Origin of the sequence: Shewanella sp. 10N.286.54.B9 (assembly GCF_041468565.1) — a bacterium.
GTDB lineage: Bacteria > Pseudomonadota > Gammaproteobacteria > Enterobacterales > Shewanellaceae > Shewanella.
Genome location: NZ_JBFRIY010000076.1, coordinates 2,476 through 7,683 on the forward strand (window position 1 = coordinate 2,476; position 5,208 = coordinate 7,683).

The following is a 5,208-nucleotide window of genomic DNA, read 5'->3' on the forward strand; positions in this document are numbered from 1 at the left end:
ATTAACGCAGCATCAGAGCCACTAGAACTCGCCTGTAAGGAGTGTTTTTGGCTTGCTACTTCTGTGTTAAATAAACTCATAAGGGAATAACCATTATGTCATTACTCACTTTGGATTGACTGCCTTGAATTAGCGTGCCAAAAACGCTCTGAGTAGATTAACTTCTTATACTGATTGGTATAACACAAAGCTAACTTTATTCAATCAAGAGTTTGGCGTTAACTTGTCAAATTTTGCGCTGTGAAGGCTTTAGGATAAGAATTGGATGAGCAGTGAACAATTATGATATTGAATGAGCCGTAGTTTTATAAAAAATGCCGTAGATACGATTAAGTATGTACGGCATTATGCTGCTATATCGCTATGGATAATGGCGGTTAAATAACAGTCATAACAGCTTCAGCGCTCAAGCGTGATTTTGGCAGTGCTGCATTGTAGTCTTCATCACCGTGGTGATATCCAATAGCTAGTGCCACTTCACAGACATAACCGCCTAATTCATCTTTAAATATTTCGCCAATCAGCTCGCTGTCGACACCTTCCATCGTGGTTGAGTCGATACCAAGGCGAGCTAGCACATGCAAAGTATTTCCGAGTGATAAGTATGTTTGTGACTTAGTCCAGCTCGCGTTATTTCCCTTGTCATCGGTGTTGAGATCGACAAAAGCAAAGCCACCAAAAGCTTGCTCTCTCTCTTCAGGTTTCGTACGACCGTCTTCAATACCTTTATCAACCACTTTAGCGTAATCGTCGCGGGTGTAATGTGGGTTGTGAGCAAACAAAATAATGTGTGATGCTGATTTCACGTGCGGCTGATTAAACTGGAATTTATTAGCAAATGTGTCGTGCATACGTTGCTTAGCTGCATCGCTCTCAATCACAATAAACTTCCAAGGCTGAGAGTTAATTGATGAAGCTGATAAACGCATAGCCTCATAAATTACATCAAGTTCGGCCTGAGGAACGCGTTTTGATGCGTCATATCTCTTTGCTGTGTAACGGTTCTCTAAATCAGTAATAATTGGGTGTGTCATGTTTGTTTCCTTATGATGCTAGTGATTTAGCAGCATTAAAAATAGGGGAATTGGTATAAATAAGTGTATTAGCCAATGTGTGTCATTTCATTGATCGTAAACAGTTGCACTCGACCTTCGGTGGCTGCAACGTAATCTGCTATATGGCTATTAGCCAGGTGAGTCTGAAGATGTTCACGGCTTTGCCAGTTTTCATAAAATACGAAGTGAGCTGGATTTTCATTATCTTGGTGCAGGTCATAGTTAATGCAACCCGCTTCTGCACGAGTCACCTCAATAAGCTTGATTAACTCTGCTTTGACGAAATCAATACTGTCTTTATTGGCGACTATATTCGCTACAACGGTGAGCTTGGTCATATTTAACTCCAGTTATTCAAATCTAATCTCGGCATCGTATACGCTACGTGCTCGACTATGGGGTGCATATTAGCGCTTAGCATTCAAAACAAAAACAGCTTAATTTTTGAATTATTATCAATCAAAAGTTGATAATGGTGAGTGGCTGTGATGTTAGTTACTACTGTAAAAAGCTTAATCTCAATGATATTGCAGTTATTATTCACACCAATCACGGCATTACCTAAATGATAGCGTTTGCTATCGCTTTAAGAGTTCATTTACTAGGTAAATAAGCTTAGCCCGAACTATTGAAATTTGCTCCATAGCTTATAAGTACTCTCTGTAGCGTCCAGTGCTGTGGCTTTTTTGTATAGGATAATTGGCCAAGGGTTTCTTTTTAGCTTGTTAATATTGTCGCTATCCTCCATTAAACTCCTTGTGAATCCTGCATCTTCAGCTAACACGGGTATATCTGCAATGAATATCATTAGCCCACTGAGGAGCGTTAGTTGAGGGGGGATTGGTGCAGCGTCAGTTTTCTTGAAATTGCTGTTAAACGAAGTTGGCTGGTAGTGGGGCTAGTTGACTGGTTTGCAATTGATTGCATATTTGAAACAAAAACGGAGCCACTAGGCTCCGTTGTACGTTAAGTAGAGTTGATGCTGATTCGCTTTACTTACTATCGTCTCTTATGTCCATAATCGGCATGACACCGTCACCCATCATGGTGCTTGGTAGTTTACCATCCCACGCTTGTGCTTCGGTTAGCTTTACAATGAGTGGGTTGCTCTTAAGTGCTTTAGCTTTTGCTTCAATCGCTTGTGCCTCAGCTTTACCTTTTAGCAGTATTGATTGTGCTTCAGCCTCTGCAATTTTAAGGATCCCTTTAGCTTCTGCATCGGCAGTGTTTACTGCGCGAAGTGCCTCTAAGCGTTGACGCTCAAGTTTGTGCTCTTCTGCAGCGGCCAAGTTTTTCTCTGTTTGCTTTATCTCAATCGAGTTGATGTACTTCTGTGGAAGCGCAATGTTCTCAATCTGAATATTATCAACCACGACAGGAAAACCTTCCATCTCTTCAGCTAAGCGACGCTCAATGCCTTGAATTGCACTGGCTCGGTCTTGGATAAGCTGCTCGGCTTCAAACTGAGGAATGGTATCTTTTGTAGCAGAACGAAAACGTGGGTCGAGAATGCGTTGTTCAAACTGAGTTAGACCACCATAACGTTTAAACAGATCTAACGCGGCTTCTTTGTTGACGGTCCAGTTGACTGATACTTCAATAGTGACCGGCATCTGTTCTTTGGTGCTTGATGCCATTTTCTCTGCATTCTTACGGGTACGAACTTCGATTAACTCAACGGTTTCGATAAATGGAATTTTAAAGTGTAAACCTGGGTTTTGTTGACCTTTGGCTTCGCCAAAGCGTTTTACTACGCCAACATGACCCTCGATAACAATAAAGTAAGAGTTAAATAAAGCTATGATAACGAGCAGTATTGGCAGAATTTTTGCCATTGATAACTTTTTTAAAAATGAAAGTGGTGATGATTTTTGCAGCGACATGTTTGGTATCCTTTCTAAATATGCGCGGCAAAGATAACAGGTTATGTATTTGGGTGAAACATTTGTGTTTAATTGGTTGTGAAAATGTTGGTTGGTTAGCGGTTTCCCGCAAAAAAGGCTAAACACTAAGGTTTAGCCTTGATTATCAGCCTTGATTACAAGGTGGGTATCGATTTAGTCTCACTGACTTAATAATTGTTTATAGAGCGCATCTTTAAGCTCTGCACGATCATGCTTGAGTTGATGCATCGCTTCATCATCTATCGGGGCACCATTGAGTTCTAACTCGCGGATCTCTTTATCTAGTGCATCGTAGTGTTTAGCATCTTTTGTAAATGCGCTATCACTTTGACAAAGCTTGGTTATGGTAGCTTGGTACTCAGGAAACTCATGGAGCAGAGAATGATCTTCGCCTAACATAAAAACCCCTTTAATTAGATATTATAAATACGATTTAACGGCTTAATTAAAGCTAATACTAGGATGAATTTCAAGCAAATAGATCAGGGCACATATATACAAAACAGTACCGGGTTAGGATGAATCTATTTATCATGTTGGCTGAACCTGGTAAGAGCTATTTTATCCTGAACATGGGTTGCATAGAGTGGTGTTGCAAAGCATCTTAGCGAAAGGATAATGGTAATTGGGTCATTGATAGCTGCCTGAAATATAATAAAGAAGGTAGTAATGTGTCGGATCCCTCTTCATTTTGGCGTATTTACGGGCGTATTTTTTAGTGCAAAACTGTTTTATATCTGCTTTATAATAATCTGAATTAGAAATACAAATTTAAGAAAAATTAAATAAATACCTATTTATAGGTACCTCTAAATTAGTATCTGGTAATGATCTTGCTCACAGTTATCAACACAATACTGTAATCATTTGGTAACATTGCTCCAGATCAATTTTTCAAACCGTTTTCAGCTTTATAACCTTTTGTGAGAATGATGAAACAAAAGGATTACAATAAATGAAAGTCCATGCCCTAACGTTAGCCGTACTTGCAAGTTTAGCTTCTACCGCTGTCGCTGCCGACACCGTTGACCCGCTTAAGAAAGCATTCATTGATGACTCAAAAGTTAAAGTACAATTCCGTCTTCGCTATGAAGATGTTGATGTTGCCAATGTTGATCAAGAAAACCAAACGACTTTACGTACACGACTAAATTACCAAACTGGTGATCTCTATAACTTGTTTGCTGTAGCGGAAATTGATGACGTTCGCTCAACAGATAACGAGCCGCTAATTGCTGACTATGCGTATACCCAAATTAACCAAGGTTTTATTGGTTATAAAGGGCCTGCTGAAACATTGGCTAAATTTGGTCGTCAACGCATTTTGCTTGATAACCAACGTTTTGTTGGTGGTGTAGGATTCCGTCAGAATGAGCAAACTTATGATGCATTTTCGCTAAAGAACACCGCCATCGAAGGCTTGACTGCATATTATGCTTACGTTGCTACTGTTAACCGTATCTTCCCAGAAGGTTCAGGTAAAGAAGAGCATGAAAACGAAACTAATCTAGTCAACATTAACTATTCAGGTTTAGATTTCGCTAAGATCACTGGTTACGGTTACCTAATTGATAACCAAGATGTCGCTGCGTTCTCTACCGACACTTATGGTGTTCGTGCTACGGGTGATATCAAATTAGATGCACTTAAATTGAGCTACGAAGCGGAGTTTGCCCAGCAATCTGAAGCGGGCGATAACCCAGTTAGCTACAGTGCAAGCTACTACAAGTTAGGCGCTGGTATTAATCTTGATGCCTTTGGCTTCAAAGCGGGTTACGAAGTACTTGGTTCTGACGATGGTAAAGCTGGTTTTATCACTCCACTAGCAACACTACACGCTTTCAACGGCTGGACTGATAAGTTCCTATTCGGTGGTAAAGGTAACTGGGAAAATGGTCTTGTTGACGCCCATGTTATTTTGACTGCTAAGGTAGCAGGCTTAAAGTTACTGGCTAAATATCATAAGTTTGATTCTGATTTTGGCGACATCGATATGGGTAAAGAGTGGGGCGTTGCCGCGACCTACCCATTTGCTAAGCACTATAGCCTAGGCGTTAAATACGCTAGCTTTAGCGGCGCAGATGAGGGTTATAGCTTCTCAAATGATACCGATAAGCTTTGGTTAACTTTCCAAGCAAAATATTAAAAATTTTTAGTTATTTCAGCAACGAGTATCTAGGTTTTTATTAGGCTACTCGTTTGCTGCAAACGCTCCCTTCCAAGCAGGAATAATACCAATTCCATTAAAG

The 5,208-nt window shown here is 40.2% G+C and carries 5 protein-coding genes; 1 reads left to right on the forward strand and 4 read right to left on the reverse strand.

Annotated features, from left to right (window positions below; translation table 11 throughout):
* Positions 1-377 precede the first annotated feature (377 nt).
* The 4 genes from AB4135_RS20850 to AB4135_RS20865 all read right to left on the reverse strand — a co-directional run bounded on the left by AB4135_RS20850 (position 378) and on the right by AB4135_RS20865 (position 3,358).
* A complete protein-coding gene (locus AB4135_RS20850; protein WP_371995346.1) occupies positions 378-1,034 on the reverse strand; it encodes a nitroreductase family protein in 657 nt (218 codons plus the stop codon).
* Between the two features lie 68 nt (positions 1,035-1,102).
* Entirely contained in the window at positions 1,103-1,393 is a 291-nt protein-coding gene (locus AB4135_RS20855; protein WP_371995347.1) for a putative quinol monooxygenase, read from the reverse strand.
* Between the two features lie 654 nt (positions 1,394-2,047).
* Positions 2,048-2,938, reverse strand: a complete 891-nt coding sequence (locus AB4135_RS20860) for a prohibitin family protein (RefSeq protein WP_371995348.1) — start codon at positions 2,936-2,938, stop codon at positions 2,048-2,050.
* 180 nt (positions 2,939-3,118) lie between these two features.
* Complete coding sequence (locus AB4135_RS20865) at positions 3,119-3,358, reverse strand: YdcH family protein (RefSeq protein WP_371995349.1); 240 nt, start codon at positions 3,356-3,358, stop codon at positions 3,119-3,121.
* 556 nt (positions 3,359-3,914) lie between these two features.
* On the opposite strand from AB4135_RS20865, the gene AB4135_RS20870 reads away from it, so the two are divergent.
* Positions 3,915-5,105 carry an alginate export family protein gene (locus AB4135_RS20870; protein ID WP_371995350.1) on the forward strand — a complete coding sequence of 397 codons (1,191 nt, stop codon included), beginning with the start codon at positions 3,915-3,917 and terminating at the stop codon, positions 5,103-5,105.
* Positions 5,106-5,208 lie beyond the last annotated feature (103 nt).